The following is an 18,963-nucleotide window of genomic DNA, read 5'->3' on the forward strand; positions in this document are numbered from 1 at the left end:
CCGGTAGAACGTCAGTTCGGAAACGCCGATCTGGCGAACGGCATCCGCCATCGCCATGCCTTGGCCGCGCAAAACCTCAACCTGCCGAAGCTTCGTGACAATCTCGTCGGGCTTGTGTCGCTTGTTTGCCATTGTGGTCCTCCTTCATGGTCAAAACCATACTTCAAGGTGGACCCGTTCAATGGGGGTGGATCACCCTCACCTGCCGCGACGCCTTCGATGTCCTCTACGGGGATGGAGAGAAGTCGACACGTTTCTACAGCCTGCACATCCATCCCTGGATGATCGGCCAGCCCGCGCGCTTCAGGTTCCTTGAAGAGGTAATCCGCTACATCGCGGGCCACATCGGGGTCTGGAACGCAACCGCAGGCGAAGTCGCCGCGAGCATTCGGCGAGTTCCATGAAACCGGGCAAAGAAGCAAACGTCTGGGCTGAGGCCCTTCTGCGGGCCCGCTCCGGGGGGGGCCCTGGTCGCCGGGCTCGCCCCGAAGGACAGCGACGAGGCTTATCACCTGCAGGACGCGGTGATGGCGAAGCTGGGGGAAGTGGGCGGGTGGAAGGTCGGCGCCAAGGGGCTCACCGACGAGCCCATCTGCGCGCCCATGCCCCTGGCATGCACATTTTTCTCGGGCGTGAGCCTGGGCAGCTCCACCTGGCCGTTACGGGGCATCGAGGTCGAGCTTGCCCTGCGCCTCGGGCGGGACCTTGAGCCAGGCATGATTGGATCGTCCGTTCCGGATATCTGGGCTGCCTTTGACGCCGTCCTTCCGGCAATCGAGATCGTGGAAACGCGGCTCGCCGGCTGGGAGGAAGCCTCGCCCCTGACGAAACTTGCAGATTTCCAGAGCCATGGCGGCGTGATCCTTGGCTCGCCCCGTCCCATGCCGGCCGCACCGATCGACCTGTCCGCGGTAGAAGCCCGCCTCGCGGTGGATGGAAAGGAGGTGGTGGCAACCGTTGGCGGCAATCCGGCCCGGGATCTCGAGCGCATTTTGCTCTGGCTCGTCCGTCATTGCGAGGGCCGGAAACCCGGTCTGAGAAAGGGTCAGGTCATCATCACCGGATCGTGCACTGGCATGTCCTTCGTGGGCCCGACGCCCATGTCCACGGGAGTATCGCCGGATTGGGAGATGTCTTCCTGACATTTTCCGCAAGCTGAAGCTCCGCATGGCTTCACGCGTGCCCTGCTGCGACTTCCGCCATGCTTTCCGCAGGGACGTCCGCAGCAGGCGCATCAGAGGTCGTGAACCACGCGAGACCCACGCTGCAGGAAACCGTGACGTGCCTTTGCTGATTGTACCCCGCTGCGCTGGACGCAGTCAGCCTTGAAGCGACGGAGGAAGGCCAGGTCGTGGCTGGGAGCCAGAGAAGCGCTTCTGACCGTGCGATCACTCGTTGACTACTTCTTTGGCCAGATGGACTGAATCGCCGCACAAACGCGCGTCTGACTTCTCCCCAATCTCATCCGATTCACTTTCCGCGTTTCACCCTGATCGCCCCGACGGAACGCCGCCAATCCGGCGATCGCGCCACGTCGGCGAAATCGAGAATCCGAAAGAATAGTTTTGATAATCAGTACCTTGCGCGATCATGGCAGAAAAATTTTCCCATAGCGGTTGTCATCACTCTCAAGATCTTTATTTTGCCAATGCGCGCCCGGAACGATTAGCCGGGATAAATCTTTAAGGAGGTGCAGGGATCTAGTTCTGAAGATCCAATTGGAGGTTACCTTTGAACACCATCATTACATCTAATGCGGAAGGCCTTTTCTCAAAAGGACTGAAAGTTGGTGCAGCAATCGGCGCCATCATCTTGGGTCTCACCGCGGGGGCCCAGGCGCAATCCACATTGGAAAAGGCAAGAAACGAGGGAGTTATCCGCATCGGATTTGCCAATGAAGCTCCCTATGGGTACGCCACACCCAGCGGCGAACTCACCGGTGAAGCTCCAGCCGTGGCCAAGGAAATCTTCTCCCGCCTGGGCATCGAGAATGTGGAAGGGGTGCTGACCGAGTTCGGCTCGCTGATCCCCGGCTTGCGCGCCGGCCGGTTTGACGTGATCGCGGCCGGCATGTTCATTACCCCGGAACGCTGCGCCCAGATCCAGTTTTCCGAGCCGTCCTACGGCATCGGCCAGGCCTTCCTGGTACCGGAGGGCAATCCCAACAATCTTACCGACTACAGTTCGATTGCCGAAAACCCCGAGCTGAAGCTCGCGGTGCTCGCCGGTGGCGTGGAAGCGGGCTACGCGGAACGGTCCGGCGCAAGCCAGTCACAGCTCATGATCCTTCCCGATCAGGCGAGCCTGGTGAACGCAGTCCGGTCAGGCCGCGCCCATGCGGCAGCGCTGACCGCGCTGTCCATCAAGCAGATGGCTGACGCCAATGACGGCGTCGAGTCCACCGAACCATTCGGTGACGTTGCCGGCCAGTCCGTGGTCGGTCATGGCGGTTTCGGATTCCGCCCGGACGACACCGAGCTCTACGAAGCGTTCAACGAAGAACTGAAGAAATTCGTGGGCACGCAAGAGCATATCGAACTCGTGAGCGAGTTCGGTTTCGGCGAGGGCTTCATGCCCACCAAGACGACGGCTGAACTCTGCGCCGGCGAATAAGGAACGTTTCTCAATGAAGTGGAGTTTCCGCTAGCGCAAGCTGGCGGAAACGCAGTTCCATGCCTTTGAAATCAATAGTCGTTACAGCAATTGTTGCCTTTGCTGCGGGTCTCGTCTTCGCGAGCTTCGCAGGCTATGAACTGTTCATTCCCGGCCTGCTCGAAGGTACGTGGATAACCATTCAGATAACCGTGGGCGGCGCCCTGTTGGCAGTCGTCGCGGCTTTCATCGCGGCGCTGGCCAGGATGTATGGACCCGCGCCCATTCGCTGGCTTGCGAGCGCCTACATCGAAGTTTTCCGCGGCACATCCGCTCTCGTCCAGCTGTTCTGGCTCTTCTTCGTGCTTCCCCAGCTCGGTGTCACGCTCAGTCCGATGACGTCGGCCATCCTCGCTCTTGGCCTCAATATCGGCGCTTACGGTGCCGAGGTGGTGCGCGGCGCGATCAACGGCGTCTCGCGTGATCAGTGGGAAGCGACCATTGCGCTCAACATGAGCCGTGTACTGGCGCTGCGCCGCATCATCCTCCCGCAGGCTTTCGTCGCAATGATTCCGCCCTGGGGGAACCTCTTCATCGAACTTCTCAAGTCCACCGCCCTCGTCTCGCTGATCACGATTTCGGACCTGACATTCCGGGCCCAGCAGATGAATCAGGCAACGTTCCGCACCCTGGAGATCTTCACGCTAGTGCTACTCATCTACCTGGGCATCTCGCTGCTGATCACCTTCGGCATGCGGGCTCTTGAGCGCGTCGCCACGGGCGGCATTGTCAGAGGCAGGGCAAGCTGATGTTCTGGGATTGGGATTACGCCTTCGACGTTCTGCCGGTTCTGGCCAAAGCTTCGATCGTCACCATTCAGGCAACCTTGGCTGGTTTCATCCTGGCCCTGGTGCTGGGCCTGGTTTTCGCCATCATGCGCATGTCGCGCAACAGGGCCGTCACCGGCGCTACAACGGCGGTGGTCGAGTTCATCCGCTCGACGCCGCTGCTGATCCAGATCTTCTTCATCTACTTCGTGCTCCCGGAGTTCGGCATCGTGCTGGACGCATTTCTTGCCGGAACGCTGGCGCTGGGCATTCACTATGCAACCTACTGCTCGGAAGTCTACCGCGCCGGCATCGAAGCCATTCCGCGCGGCCAGTGGGAAGCGGCAACCGCGCTCAACCTGAGTCCGGCGACGACGTTCAAGGACATCATCATCCCGCAGGCGATCCCGCCGGTCGTGCCAGCGCTCGGCAATTATCTGGTGGCGCTTTTCAAGGAGACGCCACTGCTTTCGGCAATCGCCGTGCTGGAGCTGATGCAGACAGCCAAGATTCTCGGCTCTCAGAACTTCCGCTACATCGAACCCATCACGCTGGTGGGTGTTTTCTTCCTCATCTTCAGCCTGATCGCTTCGGCCGCCATCCGATGCGCCGAGCGCAGGCTCTCAACCATCGGCAAGCGATAATGAACGACATGACCTCCAGTCCCCTTTCGCCGACCGCTTCAGATACGCAGGAGCCAATGGTGCGCTTTTCCGGCGTCACCAAACGGTATGGTGACCTGACGGTCCTCGACAACCTCGACCTCGATGTTGCGCCACAGGAGAAGGTAGCCATCATTGGCCCTTCCGGCTCCGGCAAGACAACGGTGCTGCGCATGCTCATGACGCTGGAGCCGATCGACGAAGGAGTCATCTATGTGGACGGCAAGCCGTTGACGCATATGGAAAGCAACGGCGGGCTCGTGCGAGCCAACGAGAAATACCTGCGCAGCGTCCGCGGCAACATCGGCATGGTCTTTCAGCACTTCAACCTGTTCCCGCACATGACCGTGCTGCGGAACTGTACCGAAGCGCCGATCAACGTGCTCGGCCTGTCAAAGGCGGAAGCCGAGGAACGGGCAGTCGAACTCCTGGAACTGGTCGGGCTTGGCGACAAGCTCGGCGAATACCCCCAGCGGCTTTCGGGCGGGCAGAAGCAGCGCGTGGCGATTGCACGTGCGCTTGCGATGCGGCCCAAGGTTATGCTGTTCGACGAGGTGACATCTGCGCTCGACCCGGAGCTCGTCGGCGAGGTGCTGAATGCCATCCGGATGCTCGGCAAGCAGTTCCAGCTGACGATGCTGATGGTCACCCACCAGATGGGTTTCGCCAAGGAGTTCGCCGACCGCGTTTGCTTCTTCTACGAAGGCAAGATCCATGAGGAAGGTCCGCCGGAGGAAATCTTCAACTCGCCGAAGCGGGAACGCACGCATCAGTTCCTGAGTGCGGTGCTGGAAGCGGGATAGGGTTACCGCGCCTCCGCGCGTTTCGGGAGCGTACGGCGAACAACGAGTCATCTCTCCCGGAGCGCCGGAATCGCCGCGCCAACAAGGCGGGCGAACAGAAACAGCATGCAAGACGGGTAGATCATCTGCCCGCCTTTTCATTCCGCTGCCCTCCAGGCGTTGGCGCTATTCCAAAGGGCAATGACCCGATTGGTCTAGGGTTTACCCCCCTACCCGCTCCTCCGTCATGCTGATTGCCGGCCACCCATAAATCAGCCCACACCTTAAGCATTGCTGCCTTCACGATGAGCATTTACGGCCAGAAACACCGAAACTTTTGAATAAAATTTATGCGTCTCTGAATATAGATTGCACAATAAATGGATACTATCCAAAATCCTGATGCTCAGGACGAAAATTTAATGTGACTCCGATGAAACTTTCTGATCTCATTCTACAAGTTGCGGTTGTCCTGCTTGGCATGACTGGGGGCGACGATGCGCATCGGGAGACTTTATCTTGGCACGCTTGAACTCCTCTTAAGCTCTACTGCACTTACAATCCCCTTCAGTTCACCAGTATCTGCAGCCTGCACACCCAGCGACGATGACGAGACGATCTATTGCCAGGGAGAATCAAACGTCCTCTACGGCAACACGTACACCAATATGCAGATTACGAATGTCCCTTCCTCTTCGTCCGGACCGTTCATCCTGGGGTGGGTAGGCGACAGTCCGGACGGCAATGGTGTGCCCGGCGGCGATGCGAATTATGTGACTTTGACGTTTGACGGTACAGGCAGCACCATTTCCGGTACCCAATACAACATCAGCTCGCCACACGCTGTCGTCGCCGTCGATTCCACCGGAGGCGATGGTTCAAGCGGCAATCACGATACCAACGATGGCGATGCGAAATCCTGGGACGGCGGAGATGGCGGCAATGCATTTGATGCAACGATAGTCTTCTCCGCCGGCACCATCACCGTCACCGATGAAACCGATGACATGGGTGACCTGTCACTGATAACGGCTTTGTCCATCGGAGGGAACGGCGGTCCCAGCAACGATGCCCATTCAGTCATCGGCGGCACGGCCCGGGGCGGAGAAGGCGGACTTGCGGGCAATTCCAACGCTGCAGCCATCACGATCGATTCCGCCAACCTGACGCTTCATGGAAATCCTTTTTCCAGCACAAACTATACCCTCGTATCAGCGATTTCGACGGGAGGCGCAGGTGGCGGTGGCGGTCACGCAACCGCAAATGCTGGCGACGCGCATGGTGGTGAGGGTGGAGACGGGAACTTTGGCGGAGGCGACGGAGCTTCCGTCATCATCAAAGAGGGAACGTTCACCCTCGACGGCTCCGGAGGCTTGATAACAGGCACGGCGATCTATGTGACGTCTGCCGGCGGCAAGGGCGGTGACGGTGGCGGGGCGCATACCGGCACCCCGAAGGCGTATGGTGGCGCTGGCGGTAAAGGTGGAGACGGGGGCACCGCCTATGCTTCGCTTGGTTCTGCGCAAATCACCGCAAAAGATGGCACAGCAGGTGTAACCGTTGTGAGCGCTGGCGCCGATGGGGGTGCCGGCGGCGAGGCGATAGCTGACGGGGGCGACGCCTACGGCGGCGATGGAACCCATCAAGCGTGCAATGCGGATGGATCGGACTGCCATCTCGTCAGCGGCGGCGACGGGGGAACTGCGTCTCTGGTTCATGGGTCGGCCACGATCACGGTGGATACAGGCACCCATGGCATACTCGTGCAGAGTCTCGGCGGACAGGGCGGCGCCGGCGGCAAAGGCGAGGCGATCGCGGGCGAAGCCATTGGCGGAAATGGCGGCCCGGGTGGCAATGCCGGCGACGTCACCGTCACGAGCGGCGGTGGTGTCGTAACCATTTCCATGACCAGCACCACCAACAGCCAGAACGGGATCCGTGTCGAGAGCATTGCCGGAAATGGCGGCAAGGGCGGCGACGGAGACGGGAAAACAATTGACGTTTCTAATGGCGGCGACGGCGGCAAGGGAGGCAACGGCGGAAACGTCAACGCGGAGATTGCCGCAAACATCAGCACGGCCGGTCCGTCCAGTAACGGCATCATCGCTCGCAGCTACGGCGGCGCCGGTGGCGACGGCGGCAACGCGACGGCACCGATCGGTGGCGGGCATGGCGGTACGGCAGCTGGCGCCGGTCCGGCGGGCACGGTAACGCTCGACTTCACCGGGACCATCACCACGGCGGGCAAAGAGTCGAACGGCATTCTCGTCCAATCGATCGGGGGCTTTGCGGGCAATGGCGGCGGCGCGACGGGCTTTGTGAGCTATGGCGGCGGCAGCCAGAGCGCGGGCGACGGCGGCGCGGTTCAGGTGACGCTGAGCAGCGGGACGCAGATCAAGACAGGCGGCGACTATGCCTATGCGTTACAGGCGCAGTCGGTCGGCGGCGGCGGCGGTCGCGGCGGTTCTGCCGGCGGCGTTGCCGCACTGGGCGGAAGCGGGTCTGCAGGCGGCAACGGCGGCACGGTAAACGTTTCCACTGTCAGCGGCGTCTCCCTGTCGACCACGGGCCAGTACGCCATTGGCCTTTACGCCACGAGCAACGGCGGCGGCGGCGGTGATGGCGGTGCGGCCACAGGCGTGGTGAGCATTGGCGGCCAGGGCGGCACTGGCGGCAGCGGCGGCAAGGTTACGGTCAGCCACGCCGCTTCGATTGACACCAGTGGAGAGTATGCCACCGGCCTGCTTGCCCAGAGCGTGGGCGGTGGCGGTGGCACTGCGCACAATACCTTTGGCGCCCTCACCACGATCGGCGGCTCGGGCGGCCAGGGAGGCAACGGCGGCGATGTCTCCGTCACCAATGCCGGCACCGTCACGACAACGGGAAATTATGCCGACGCCATCTTCGTACAAAGCGTGGGCGGCGGCGGTGGCAAGGGCTCCAACTCCGGTTCACTCAACACCGGCATCAGCACGACTTTCGGCGGCACCGGCGGCCAAGGCGGCGATGGCGGAAACGTGACGTACACCGATGCCGGTGCCGCGGGGAGGACGATCTCTACCAAGGGCGAGCAGTCCCGCGGCGTGTTCCTGCAGAGTGTCGGCGGCGGCGATGGCGGCACCACTGTCAGCATCGCCCCCATCGACCTTACCGATGTCGGCGTGACCATGGGAGGCACAGGCGGCGATGGCGGACATGGCGGCATGGCCATCAACGTCACCGGCGCCTCCCTGGTATCGCTGACCTCAACAATCGGCGGCAACGGCGGTGGCGGCGGCACCGCGGCAGCGGTGACGGTTTCGGGGTCCGGAAAGCTTTCGACATCCGGCGATCATTCCGATGCCATCAAGGCCCAGTCCGTCGGTGGCGGTGGCGGCCATGGCGGCATGGCCATCAGCGGGTCCACGCTGACGGCGCTCACGATCAATACTTCGATCGGGGGGAAGGGCGGAACCGGTTCAACGGCCGACAAGGTTTCCGTCACCTGGAGCGGAGACATTTCGACCACCGGCGACCACTCCAAGGGCATCCTGGCCCATTCCACCGGCGGTGGCGGCGGTACAGCAGGCACGTCAGTGTCAGCGAGCGTCATCTCCACGGGCGGCTCGATCAACGTGGGCATCGGCGGTGACGGCGGCGACGGCGGCACGGGCAACGATGTCACGGTGAAACAGCAGTCAGGCACCATCACCACCGCCGGTGCCAACTCGGCGGGCATTCTCGCCCACTCGATCGGCGGCGGCGGCGGCAACTCCGGCATCACCGTGTCGGGCACGCTCAACAGCGGCATGTCGCTGTCAACGTCGGTCGGCGGCAATGGTGGCAGCGGCAACGATGCCGGGACGGTTCAGGTCTCCGCCACCAATGTGACCACTTCGGGCCATGCGTCTGCGGCAGTCGAGGCGATCAGCACCGGCGGCGGTGGCGGTTCGGCCCAGATGACCGCCGCGCTTACCGGTTCATCGAGCCAGTCCGTCAACGTCGCGGTCGGCGGCAAGGGTGGCGCAGGTGGTAACGGCAACACGGTTACGGTTTCGCTTGATGGCACGCTCAATACGGCTGGCGACGAGTCCGACGGTATTCGCGCGATCAGCGCCGGTGGCGGTGGTGGCGCAGGCAGCCTGACGATGACCGGACAGATCAGCGGCGGCATACCGATCGGGGTCGGCGTCGGCGGCAATGGCGGCGTCGGCGGTGCGGGCGGTGACGTCAACGTGTCGACCTCTGCCGACAGCACCATCTACACCACAGGCGTGCTTTCAGAAGGCATTCTCGCCATGAGCGTGGGCGGCTCGGGCGGTTCCTCCGGCTTCGTCGCGTCGGCCAATCTGTTCGCCGGCGCCGATGCCAATGTCGACATCAACGGCCACGGCGGCAATGGCGGCAATGCCGGAACCGTTACCGTCAACAACCAGGGCAGCATCATCACCGAAGGCATGGCCTCCAGCGGCATCGAAGCCTCGTCCATCGGCGGTGGCGGTGGCAATGCCAAGGGTGTCGTCAACGCTTCGGCCCTGTCGATGGGCACGGCGGCGGTCTCGGTCGGCGGCAGCGGCGGCGACGGCGGCAAGGGCGGTAATGTCAACGTGACGAGCACCGGCTCCATCGAGACCTACGAAGTCTTTTCAATGGGCATCCTGGCCCAATCCATCGGCGGCGGCGGCGGCCATGGCAGCTTCATCGCGCAGGCGAGCGCCACCGGCGGCGAGTATTCCGGTGAAGTCGGGGTGTCGATCGGCGGATCGGGCGGCAATGGCGGAACCGGCGGTGGCGTGACCGTCACCACCGGCGGGAGCATCTCCACCTACGACTTCGGTGGTATCGGCATTCTGGCCCAGTCCATCGGCGGCAACGGCGGAAAGGCCGGCTCGGCCTACTCCGTCCTGGTCACGGGGCAGAAGGGCAATGCCTTCAATATCGATGTCAATCTTGGCGGCGAAGGTGGCAAAGGCGCCGACGCCGGTACGGTAACGGTCAGTTCCACCGGCGACATCACCACCAATCTTGGTGGATCGGATGGCATCGCTGCCATGAGCATCGGCGGCGGCGGCGGCAAGGGCGGGAAGGCCGCAAACATCAACGTCTCCCCCCTGCCCGGAGACTCGGACGACTCGGGCGACAACACCACCCAGTTTAACGTCACCGCAAAGTCGACGTCGGCGGTAAGGGCGGCAGCGGCGGCAACGGCAACACGGTGAAGGTGACAAACAACGCCCTCATTACCACGCTCGATGCCTATTCGCGCGGCATCTATGCGGCCAGCATCGGCGGCGGCGGAGGTGACGGCGGTTCCACGTCGTCGGCATCCTTCTCCTTCAACGGCATCTGCCAGATGGTCTCCGACAATACGGGCTACGAGTGCAAGCCGTCGCAAGGCTCGTCCGAGAACAAGACCACCAAGGTCAGCCTGTCGCTGACGGCCTCGGTAGGCGGCAACGGCGGCGCGGCCGGCGATGGTGGGGACGTCTCAGTCGAGCATGATGCCGTAATACTCACCTACGGCGACCTCAGCCATGGCATAGCCGCGCGCTCCATCGGGGGCGGCGGCGGCGACGGCGGCAACGGCGCTCTCGGCATCTCGGCCTGGACCAACAACGACGCGGCGAACACGTTCGCCGGCCTGCCTGGCGCCTTCACCTTCACACCGAACTTCAACAACGTCACGGTGAACATCGGCGGCTCTGAAGGCGCGAGCGGCCATGGTGGCAGCGTGTCAATCAGCGGGACCGGCTCGATCATTACCGTCGGTAAGCAGGCCTACGGCATCCACGCCCAGTCAATCGGTGGCGGCGGCGGCACAGGCGGCGCCGGGGCCGGCGGCGTGTGGGCGGCCGTCACCGTGGGCGGTTTCGGCAGCGGCGGCGGCGACGGCGGAGACGTTACGGTCGACCTCTCCGGCGGTATCGAGACTTACGGCAAGGGCGCCGTGGGCGTCTTCGCCCAGTCGGTCGGCGGTGGCGGCGGCGCCGCCGGCGATGTCGAGACGGGCTGGTCTCAGAAATGGGAGAACCTCAACATCGGCGCCGGCCTGGTCGTCCAGAACTCGGCTGGCGACGGCGGCAACGGCGGCAAGGTCACCATCCAGACAGGCTCCATCACGACAACCGGACAAGATGCGCATGGCATACTGGCCCAGTCGACGGGCGGCTCAGGCGGCATTGTCAGCGTTTCCGGCAGCATCGCGCACCCCGGCAGCATGTTTGTCGCCGGTAGCGCCGGCGATCTCGGCAACGGCGGCGATATCTCGATCACCAACAATGGGGCGATCAAGGTGTCCGGCAGCGGCGCACACGGCGTCATCGCCCAGAGCACGGCGGGCAGCACGAAGATTCCGACGGAGAACAGCATCGCCGCTCAGTCGGCAGGCGATACTACCGATCAGAAGAACACGGCCGGGAACATCTCCATCAACGTGAACGCCGACATCATCGCTTCGGGCGAGAACGGCCGCGCCATCCTCGCCCAGAGCCAAGGCGCCACCAATGGCACGATATCCATCACCGTGGCCGAAGGCGCGACGGTGTCGACCAGCGCGGCCGGAGCCGAGACCGTCGCCCTGTTCGACGGCACCAACAATACCCTCAACAACAATGGCACCATCCGCAACGAGGGCACCGATCCAACCGACTATGTCATCCGCACAAACGGTTCCAGCCTGACGGTGAACAACTACGGCGTCATCGAAGGGTCCGTACTGTCAAAGGCGAATGACCAGAACGGCGTAAGCGGCCCGATCGAAATCATCAATATCGAGTCGGGCACCTTCGGACTGGGCGCGACCATGAATCTCGGCGAGCGCGGCAGCCTGACCAACCTCGGCACAATGTCCGCCGGCACGGTCGGCACCATCGGCTCAACCGGGTTCACCGGATTACTCGCCCAGACAAATCTGGGAACGCTCGTCGTCGACTACGTACCTGGCGGCGCCAATGACCTGATCACAGTCACCAGCGGTTCGAACAATCCCGGACTAGGGGGCACCGTGCTGCCAGCCAGCCAGGGAACTGTCAGCAGCAAGTCTGGCACCATCACGATCGTAAACTCTGAGGTACCATTCAACTTCAATCAGTTATCGGTTTCGAGTACCGCGACGGTGGCGTATTCCCTGTCCCAGGTCAGCCAGTCGGGAGGCGGTGAGGCGATCACCCTCTCCTACTCCATCGATTACGCACCTTGGGCGAACGATCCGGACCGGGTTCCGGGGACGGTCGCGGCGAACATAACGCAAAACCATACCAACTTCGGCGCGCATCTCGACGATCTGCTGCGCTTCCGCCAGAACAACGCGGGCGACGAATACAGCTTCATCGATAACCTGCTCCATACGATCCATGGCATCGAGGACTTCGATGAGTTGCTGGAGTTCTATGCCGGCTTCGCTCCCGCCGAACTGTTTGCCCCGGCAGAGGCGACGGTCCAGGCGGCCCTGCGCTTCTCCGGCGGGTTGCAGGACTGCCCCGGCTTTGAACTGGGCGGCCTGCGCGTCAGCAGCCCGGATTATTGCGGCTGGTTCCAGATCAACGGCGCCCACAACAAGCGCGACTCCGGCCGCTACAATCTCGGCTACACGGCCAACGACGTCGGCATGTTCGGCGGTGTCAAGGTCGAGGTCGCCCAGGACTGGTTCGCGAGCGTCGCGCTCGGCCTGGAGGCGTCGGACGTCGATGCGCGCAAGTTCTCGGCCAACGGGCCGCGCTTCCATGCCGGCTTGGGGCTGAAGCGTGAAATCGGGGCCACATCCGTCGGCGCCACGGTTTCGGCCGGGTTCGGCAGCTTCGATATCGAGCGACTGGTCACCACGCCCGAGGGTGAGGTGGTTCATACGGGCGACCCCAACCTCAGCTGGTTCTCGGCCATGGCACATCTGTCGCACACCTTTGCGCTGGGCGAGAGGGCCTATGTGAGGCCACAGCTCGATGCGGGCATCCTCTACCTGCACCAGTCAGGCTATCGCGAGCAGCAGGGCGATCTCTATGGACTGACGGTGGGGCCGATCAACCACACGGTCGGCGTCATCAACCCGTCCATCGAGTTCGGCTCGTCGTTCACGACCGGTGGCATGCCGGTCGAGGGCTCGATCAAGGCCGGCCTGCTGGCCTTCGTGGGAGAGAAGGACTGGTCGTCGACACTGCGGCTCAATGGTCTGCCGGAGGACGGGCCGAGCTACACCATTACCGACAAGCGGCAGCGCGTGTTCGGGACGCTGGGCGCTTCGCTCAAGGTGGGGTTGACGGAGAACGCTTCCTTCGAACTCGGCGGCTCGGCTCTCTTCAACGGAGACCAGCAGCAGTTCTCTGGCGGCGCCCGCCTGTCGGTCCGGTTCTGAGCAGGAGGTAAGGCCGTGGCGGGTGTGAACGGTGTGTTCACCGGAGCCTGGTTGCACGTTCTGCTCTGCGCGGGCATGTTTTCCCCGACAAGCGGGAGAGAGTCGGCCCGCCGACCGCCGAAGGAGCAACCGCCCCGGAAACTCTCAGGCAACCGGACCGCTTGATGGACAACACTCTGAAAAGCGGAGCGGCAGCTCCCGCCCAAGGTGTAAGCTGATACTGCCTGACGCAGATCGGCGATGCTCTCAGGCCAATGACAGAGGGGGCTCCAACGCCATCGCCTGGCGTGCCCTTTATGGAGCCTGACTTGAGCCCGAAGCACACCCACGCGCCGTAACGCGCTGAAACCGACTCCCTTCGACAGATCCGGCCGCCTGCCTCCTCAGCGGAAGCTTCGGGGCGGGCCGCCATCGACGCGCCCCTGCACAGGGGGCGCGCGTGTTGCCAATTGACAGGACGTTTCATGACCACATCGCGCCCCATCGACCGACGACTGTTTCTCAGCGGTTTCGCAAGCGCCGCCGGACTGGCCCTATCGGGCTGCACCACTTCCCTTCCGCGTTCGGAAGAAATCGTACCCGAACCAGCTCCTCCCGCATTCTCCGCAGAAGCCATGCTGATGTACCGGGCGATGGCCGAGGAGCGTTTCCCGATCCCGGCGGTCGACTTGAGCCAGCTCGATCCCGTGTTTGTCCGGGCGGTCGTCGATTACCCCACCCCGGAGAGGCCCGGAACGGTCATTGTCGATACGCTCAATCGATACCTCTATCATGTCCGCGACAACGGAACTGCCACTCGCTACGGCGTGGGAGTCGGCCGAGCGGGGTTTGAGTGGTCCGGACGGGGGCACATCGCCTATGGACGCGAGTGGCCCGTGTGGACCCCTCCGGCCGACATGATTGCGCGCCAGCCGTCCCTGGAGAAGTGGCGGCACGGTCAGCCGCCGGGGCCCGACAATGCACTTGGCGCACGAGCCCTCTACATCCATCAAGGCAACCGGGACACGCTTTACCGTCTGCACGGAACCGGTGAGGCTCACACGATAGGCAAGGCCATCTCGTCAGGCTGCGTGCGGCTTCTGAACCAGGACATCATTCACCTCTACCAGGAGGTGAAATGGGGTTCTCCGATTGTCGTTCTGGTGTAGGGCCGGCGGCGGTCCCGAGCGGCCAGCTCAGAGGTGTCAGCGCCAGTCCCGGTTTGCAATTTCCGGGTATGAGAAATGCCACAGGACCAGCCTCTGCTCTCTGCCCCGGAGCTACCATCGCCGGGTCTCCTCACCCTTCCAGATCGAGCGCATAGCCTGCGCCGCGGACGGTGCGGATCGGGTTGGGGCCGCCGGGCAGGCTCAGCGCCTTGCGCAGGCGGCCGACGGCCACGTCCACTGCGCGGAAGTCGATATCCGCATCCTGTCCCCAGACCCGGTCGAGCAGCTGCTCGCGGCTCCAGACACGACCCGGCCGCTCCATGAAAACCGTCAGCAGGCGATATTCGATCGGACCTAGATGCAGCGGATGGCCGGCGCGCTCCACCCGGTGGCGTTCCGGATCCAGGATGATATCGCCATAGTGCAGGATCTCGCCCGCCGAGGCGGGGCTCGTGCGGCGCAGGAGCGCGCGCATCCGCGCGAGCAGCTCGGTGACGGAATAGGGTTTCACCACGTAGTCATCCGCGCCGGTATCGAGGCCGCGCACGAGATCGTCCTCCTCGCCGCGGGCCGTCAGCATCAGGACCGGGATCGCCCTGGTGGCAGGATCAGCCCGCAGCCTGCGGCAGATCTCGATGCCGGAAAGGGACGGCAGCATCCAGTCGAGCACGATCAGCACGGGCTCGCTCTCCCGGGCGACCAGAAGCCCCTCCTCGCCGTCCACGGCGCGCAGCACGGCAAAGCCTGCCTTTTCAAGGTTGTAGGCCAGCATCTCCATCTGCGCCGGCTCGTCCTCGACAACGAGCACCTTCGGCTTCAGGTCCCCCGTCATCCCTGCTTTTCGTCCTCCCGGCCCGGCGCGGTGAAGCTGGTGGCGTCCGCTTTCGGGCGGTCAGCTCCGGGCATTTCACCAGTAAGCATATAGGCCACCTGCTCGGCGATGGCCGTGGCATGGTCGCCGATGCGCTCTACATTCTTGGCGACGAACAGCATGTGCATGCAGGGCGTGATGTTGCGCGGGTCCTCGATCATGTAAGTGAGCAGCTCGCGGAAGAGCGCGTTGTGCATGTGGTCCACCTCCTGGTCGCGGCGGCGAACCTCCTCCGCCAGCGGCAGGTCGCGCCGGAGATAGGCGTCCAGCACATCATGCACCATGTCGCGCGCCAGCGCGCTCATCCGGCGGATGGAACGGGAGGCCGGCTGCAGGACCTCCGAACGGGCGATGATCGTATTACGCTTGCCGATATTCTTGGCGTAGTCGCCTATGCGCTCCAGGGCGGCAGCGATCTTCAACGCGCTCACGGCAAAGCGCAGGTCTTCCGCGAGCGGCTGGCGCAGGGCGAGCAGGCGCACGACCTCCTCGTCGATGCGGGCGTTGAGCGTGTCGACATGGCGGTCCCGATCGCGCACCGAGTCGCCAAGCTCGACATCTCGGCGCACGAGCGCCTCTGCCGCATCCTCGATCTGCGTCTCGACCAGCCCGCCCATCTCCAGAATGAGGGACTCGATCCGGTGCAGTTCCTCGTCGAATGCGCTGACAATGTGCTGGCGGTCCTGCATTCCTTGCTCCTTATCCGATCCTGCCGGTGATGTAGCTTTCGGTCCGCTCGTCCTTCGGATTGGTGAAGATTTCGCGCGTATCGCCCTCTTCGACAATCCTGCCCATGTGAAAGAAGGCCGTGCGTTGCGACACGCGCGCAGCCTGCTGCATGGAGTGGGTGACGATAACAATCGTGTAGTTTTCGCTCAGCCTGCCGATCAGTTCCTCCACCTTCGCGGTCGCTACCGGATCAAGGGCCGAACAGGGCTCGTCCATCAGGATCACTTCAGGCTCCAGCGCAATCGCGCGGGCAATGCACAATCGCTGCTGCTGACCGCCGGAAAGGCTTGTCCCCGATTCGCGCAGCCGGTCCTTCACCTCATCCCACAGGCCCGCACCGCGCAGGCTGGCCTCGACCCTATCCTCAAGCTCCGAGCGGCTTTGTGCAAGCCGGTGGATGCGCAGGCCGTAGGCCACGTTGTCGAAGATCGACTTTGGAAACGGATTGGGTCTTTGGAACACCATGCCCACGCGCGAGCGAAGGGCGGTCACGTCGATGTCGGAAGCCAGGATATCAACGCCTTCGAGCAGCACCGAACCGGTGACGGTGCAATTCTCGATCGTGTCGTTCATCCGGTTGAGGCAGCGCAGAAAGGTCGACTTGCCGCAGCCGGACGGGCCGATAAGGGCAGTTACCCCACGGGGAAATATGTCGAGATCGACATCGAACAGCGCCTGCTTGTGACCGTAGAAGACATTGAGCCTGCGCGCCGAGATCTTTGGTGCGAGCAGTCCGCCCGAAGTGATCTCGGCCACCGCAGCGGCCTGGGAAGAAGTCTCCTGAAACATGGCTTTCGCCTCCATTGTCGTTACCACCGCTTGGCCAGCCGCTGCCGCAGGAAGACGGCGAGGCCGTTCATCAGAACCAGGAAGCCGATCAGCACAAGGATTGCCGCGGCCGTGCGGGCAAGGAAGCCCCGCTCGGGGCTGTCGGCCCAGATGTAGATCTGCGTGGGCAATGCCGTGGCCGGATCAAGGAGGCCGCCCGGATCGCCCGCGATGAAGGCGTTCATGCCGATCAGGAGCAGCGGTGCCGTCTCGCCCAGCGCCTGCGCGAGACCGATGATCGCGCCCGTCAGGATCGACGGCATCGCTAGCGGCAACTTGTGGTGCAGGATGGCCTGGTGCTTCGTCGCGCCGAGGGCGAGTGCTCCCTCCATGATTGCCGCCGGCACCTGCTTGAGCGCCGCGCGGCTCACGATGATGATCGTGGGCATGGTCATCAGCGCGAGCACGATACCGCCGGCGAGCGGCGTCGAGCGCGGCAGGCCGAACCAGCCGAGAAGAACCGCCAGTCCCAGCAGGCCGAACACGACCGACGGTACGGCGGCCAGATTATTGATGTTGATCTCGACAAGGGTCGCAAAGCGGCTCCTTGGCGCAAACTCCTCCAGCCAGACAGCTGCCGCCACGCCGATGGGGAAGCTCAGGGCGAAACAGACCGCGAGCAGCCAGAAGGAGCCGACGATCGCACCCTTCAACCCCGCAAGCTCCGGAAAGCGGCTGTCGGAGTTGAGGAACAAGCCGGTGTTGAAGGAGCGTTCGAGACGTCCCGCAGTCTCGAGCCGGTCGAGATGGGAAATCTGAACATCGGTGAGGCGGCGCTGGTCTTCCGGCAGGCTGCGCTCGATCTCGCCCTTGGCGAAACGGTCCGCCGTGTCCGCAAGCGGAATATGAAATGTGGCCCCGTCCCTCAGCATGGATGGGTCGGCCAGCACCGCATCGCGCAGCAGATAATGGGCCGAGGGGGTGAACAGGGCAAAGAATGCGCGTTCGTCGCGCTTCGGCAGATCGGGCGCGAGTCCGCGCAGCGCGTCACGCAGGATGGCCCGCCAGTTGGCGTCGCGGATTTCCTGCTCTCTCTTTCCTGCCAGTGACGAGAGGTCGGCTTCGATCCTGACGGTGACCTGGGTGAAGGCGGAGTAGCCCGTGACGACCAGGCTTGAAAACAGCAGCACCAGGAACCAGAGCGCAAGGCCGACGGCGGCAAGCCCCGCCAGGCGTAGCCGCCGGTCCGCCGCATGGCGTGACCTCCCCCGGTTGAGGGCAATTGCCGGTTGCTGGCCGGGCTCGTCCGTCGCGCCGAACTGTGCGGTGGAAATTGTCGCGGTCTGGTCCATCAGTATGTCTCCCGCCGCCGCCGCACCATGTGCAGCGCGATGAGGTTGAGGCCGAGGGTGATCAGGAACAGGAGGAGTCCCAGGGCGAACGCGGCCAGCGTCTTCGGATTGTCGAAGGCGCTGTCGCCGGTCAGCAGCGTGACGATCTGCACTGTGACGGTGGTTACCGCATCGAACGGATTGGGCGTGACCTTCGCGATCAGGCCGGCCGCCATGACCACGATCATCGTCTCGCCGATGGCGCGGCTCAGCGCCAGCAGCACGCCGCCGGCAATGCCGGGGAGTGCGGCAGGCAGGAGAACCTGCCAGACGGTCTCCGCCCGCGTCGCCCCCAGCGCAAGCGAGGCATCGCGCAACGCCTGCGGAACGGCGGCAAGCGCGTCGTCGGACATGGATGAGACAAAGGGCACGATCATGATGCCCATGACCACACCCGCCGCCAGGGCACTGTTGGGAGAGGACGGGATGCCGAGCGCCTCGCCAAGATCCCGGATCACGGGGGCAACAGCCAGCACCGCGAAGAAGCCATAGACCACGGTCGGAATGCCGGCGAGAATTTCGAGCGACGGCTTCACCGCGGCGCGGGTGCGGGGGCTGGCGTACTGGGTGAGGTAGATTGCCGAGAAGAGGCCGACCGGAACGGCGACCGCCATGGCGATCAGCGAGATCACCAGCGTGCCGTAAAGAACTGGCAGCACGCCGAAGCTCCCCTGCCCCGCCACCTGGTCGGCGCGCATGGCGATCTGTGGCTCCCAGCGCGTGCCGAACAGGAATTCGGTGAGCGGAACCATGCGAAAGAAGGCAATCGCCTCGCCTGCAAGCGCAGCCACAATGCCGAGCGTGGTGAGCACCGCGATGACCGAAGCGGCGACCATGCCTGCGGTCGCGAGTTTCTGCCACGGACGA

The 18,963-nt window shown here is 63.6% G+C and carries 13 protein-coding genes, 2 pseudogenes and 1 riboswitch; of the genes and pseudogenes, 9 read left to right on the forward strand and 6 right to left on the reverse strand.

Translation table 11 applies throughout. The features are described from left to right. Positions 1-132 (reverse strand): annotated as a pseudogene (locus tag ABD906_RS11310) (IS3 family transposase); the annotation flags it as partial. Positions 133-146: 14 nt separating this feature from the next. Between ABD906_RS11310 and ABD906_RS11315 the strand changes: the two are divergent. From ABD906_RS11315 to ABD906_RS11355, 9 genes are all read left to right on the forward strand, one after another. Then, on the forward strand, positions 147-404 hold the full coding sequence (locus tag ABD906_RS11315; protein ID WP_345099510.1) for a polysaccharide deacetylase family protein: 258 nt from the start codon (positions 147-149) through the stop codon (positions 402-404). A gap of 123 nt (positions 405-527) precedes the next feature. Continuing rightward, on the forward strand, positions 528-1,142 hold the full coding sequence (locus tag ABD906_RS11320; RefSeq protein ID WP_345099511.1) for a fumarylacetoacetate hydrolase family protein: 615 nt from the start codon (positions 528-530) through the stop codon (positions 1,140-1,142). A 589-nt stretch (positions 1,143-1,731) separates the two neighbouring features. Next, positions 1,732-2,613, forward strand: a complete 882-nt coding sequence (ehuB, locus tag ABD906_RS11325; protein ID WP_378188494.1) for an ectoine/hydroxyectoine ABC transporter substrate-binding protein EhuB — start codon at positions 1,732-1,734, stop codon at positions 2,611-2,613. 59 nt (positions 2,614-2,672) lie between these two features. After that, positions 2,673-3,401 carry an ectoine/hydroxyectoine ABC transporter permease subunit EhuC gene (ehuC, locus tag ABD906_RS11330; RefSeq protein ID WP_345099512.1) on the forward strand — a complete coding sequence of 243 codons (729 nt, stop codon included), beginning with the start codon at positions 2,673-2,675 and terminating at the stop codon, positions 3,399-3,401. Next, entirely contained in the window at positions 3,401-4,063 is a 663-nt protein-coding gene (gene ehuD, locus ABD906_RS11335) for an ectoine/hydroxyectoine ABC transporter permease subunit EhuD (RefSeq protein WP_345099513.1), read from the forward strand. The genes ehuC and ehuD overlap by 1 nt, the downstream gene beginning before the upstream one ends. After that, positions 4,063-4,884 carry an ectoine/hydroxyectoine ABC transporter ATP-binding protein EhuA gene (gene ehuA, locus ABD906_RS11340; RefSeq protein WP_345099514.1) on the forward strand — a complete coding sequence of 274 codons (822 nt, stop codon included), beginning with the start codon at positions 4,063-4,065 and terminating at the stop codon, positions 4,882-4,884. The genes ehuD and ehuA overlap by 1 nt, the downstream gene beginning before the upstream one ends. 752 nt (positions 4,885-5,636) lie before the next feature. Further along, positions 5,637-10,061 (forward strand): beta strand repeat-containing protein, encoded by a 4,425-nt coding sequence (locus ABD906_RS11345; protein ID WP_345099515.1) that lies wholly within the window; start codon positions 5,637-5,639, stop codon positions 10,059-10,061. A gap of 2 nt (positions 10,062-10,063) precedes the next feature. After that, a complete protein-coding gene (locus tag ABD906_RS11350) occupies positions 10,064-13,189 on the forward strand; it encodes an autotransporter family protein (RefSeq protein WP_345099516.1) in 3,126 nt (1,041 codons plus the stop codon). An 82-nt stretch (positions 13,190-13,271) separates the two neighbouring features. Next, positions 13,272-13,359: riboswitch (glycine riboswitch) on the forward strand. Between the two features lie 294 nt (positions 13,360-13,653). Further along, a complete protein-coding gene (locus ABD906_RS11355) occupies positions 13,654-14,337 on the forward strand; it encodes a L,D-transpeptidase (RefSeq protein WP_345099517.1) in 684 nt (227 codons plus the stop codon). A 130-nt stretch (positions 14,338-14,467) separates the two neighbouring features. Here ABD906_RS11355 and phoB read toward each other — a convergent pair whose 3' ends face one another. The 5 genes and pseudogenes from phoB to pstC all read right to left on the reverse strand — a co-directional run. Then, positions 14,468-15,157 (reverse strand): phosphate regulon transcriptional regulator PhoB, encoded by a 690-nt coding sequence (phoB, locus tag ABD906_RS11360; RefSeq protein WP_345099534.1) that lies wholly within the window; start codon positions 15,155-15,157, stop codon positions 14,468-14,470. 8 nt (positions 15,158-15,165) lie between these two features. Next, complete coding sequence (gene phoU, locus ABD906_RS11365) at positions 15,166-15,897, reverse strand: phosphate signaling complex protein PhoU (RefSeq protein ID WP_345099518.1); 732 nt, start codon at positions 15,895-15,897, stop codon at positions 15,166-15,168. 10 nt (positions 15,898-15,907) lie between these two features. Continuing rightward, positions 15,908-16,726: a phosphate ABC transporter ATP-binding protein PstB gene (pstB, locus tag ABD906_RS11370; RefSeq protein WP_345099519.1), complete on the reverse strand. Its 819-nt coding sequence runs from the start codon at positions 16,724-16,726 to the stop codon at positions 15,908-15,910. A 20-nt stretch (positions 16,727-16,746) separates the two neighbouring features. Then, positions 16,747-18,057: a phosphate ABC transporter permease PstA gene (pstA, locus tag ABD906_RS11375; protein WP_345099520.1), complete on the reverse strand. Its 1,311-nt coding sequence runs from the start codon at positions 18,055-18,057 to the stop codon at positions 16,747-16,749. Then, positions 18,057-18,932: pseudogene (gene pstC / locus ABD906_RS11380) on the reverse strand (phosphate ABC transporter permease subunit PstC); the annotation flags it as partial. The pseudogene pstC and the gene pstA, both read right to left, overlap by 1 nt. Positions 18,933-18,963: the final 31 nt, after the last annotated feature.

The sequence above is a fragment of the Chelativorans composti genome (assembly GCF_039541695.1).
In the GTDB taxonomy this organism is placed as follows: Bacteria; Pseudomonadota; Alphaproteobacteria; order Rhizobiales; family Rhizobiaceae; genus Chelativorans; species Chelativorans composti.

Bases quoted from the DNA above. Each gene is read 5' to 3' on its own strand.
- ABD906_RS11355 (WP_345099517.1), top strand. From the start codon at position 13,654: ATGACCACATCGCGCCCCATCGACCGACGACTGTTTCTCAGCGGTTTC.
- ABD906_RS11320 (WP_345099511.1), top strand. From the start codon at position 528: ATGGCGAAGCTGGGGGAAGTGGGCGGGTGGAAGGTCGGCGCCAAGGGG.
- ehuD (WP_345099513.1), top strand. From the start codon at position 3,401: ATGTTCTGGGATTGGGATTACGCCTTCGACGTTCTGCCGGTTCTGGCC.
- pstA (WP_345099520.1), bottom strand. From the start codon at position 18,057: ATGGACCAGACCGCGACAATTTCCACCGCACAGTTCGGCGCGACGGAC.
- ehuA (WP_345099514.1), top strand. From the start codon at position 4,063: ATGAACGACATGACCTCCAGTCCCCTTTCGCCGACCGCTTCAGATACG.
- ABD906_RS11315 (WP_345099510.1), top strand. From the start codon at position 147: ATGGTCAAAACCATACTTCAAGGTGGACCCGTTCAATGGGGGTGGATC.
- pstB (WP_345099519.1), bottom strand. From the start codon at position 16,726: ATGTTTCAGGAGACTTCTTCCCAGGCCGCTGCGGTGGCCGAGATCACT.
- phoU (WP_345099518.1), bottom strand. From the start codon at position 15,897: ATGCAGGACCGCCAGCACATTGTCAGCGCATTCGACGAGGAACTGCAC.
- ehuC (WP_345099512.1), top strand. From the start codon at position 2,673: ATGCCTTTGAAATCAATAGTCGTTACAGCAATTGTTGCCTTTGCTGCG.